The 236-nt window shown below is 40.7% G+C and carries 1 pseudogene; it reads left to right on the top strand.

Annotation, left to right across the window (positions count from 1 at the left end):
- Positions 1–193: pseudogene (locus SB658_RS27505) on the top strand (thiamine biosynthesis protein MoeB); the annotation flags it as partial.
- Positions 194–236 lie beyond the last annotated feature (43 nt).

The following is a 236-nucleotide window of genomic DNA, read 5'->3' as shown; positions in this document are numbered from 1 at the left end:
AGCTAATCTATCATTTCAGCATGTGAAAGAGCGGCTGTCATCTATTTGTGAGGTGGAAGTGAATGACTTCGTAATCCATGTCCGCTATGAATCTTATCGCATTGTCTTTTTCAAAGGTGGACGTGCATTAATTCATGGGACAAATGATGAAAAAGCAGCCAATTCATTACTAGCAAAACTGCTAGGGATATAGGAGTGAAGTGTGATGGAAAGACGTCAGCCAATTCCAGTACAAG

The sequence above is a fragment of the Bacillus sp. SIMBA_008 genome (genome assembly GCF_046535495.1).
GTDB classification, from domain to species: domain Bacteria; phylum Bacillota; class Bacilli; order Bacillales; family Bacillaceae; genus Bacillus; species Bacillus subtilis.
This window is presented reverse-complemented; position numbering and strand designations above follow the sequence as displayed.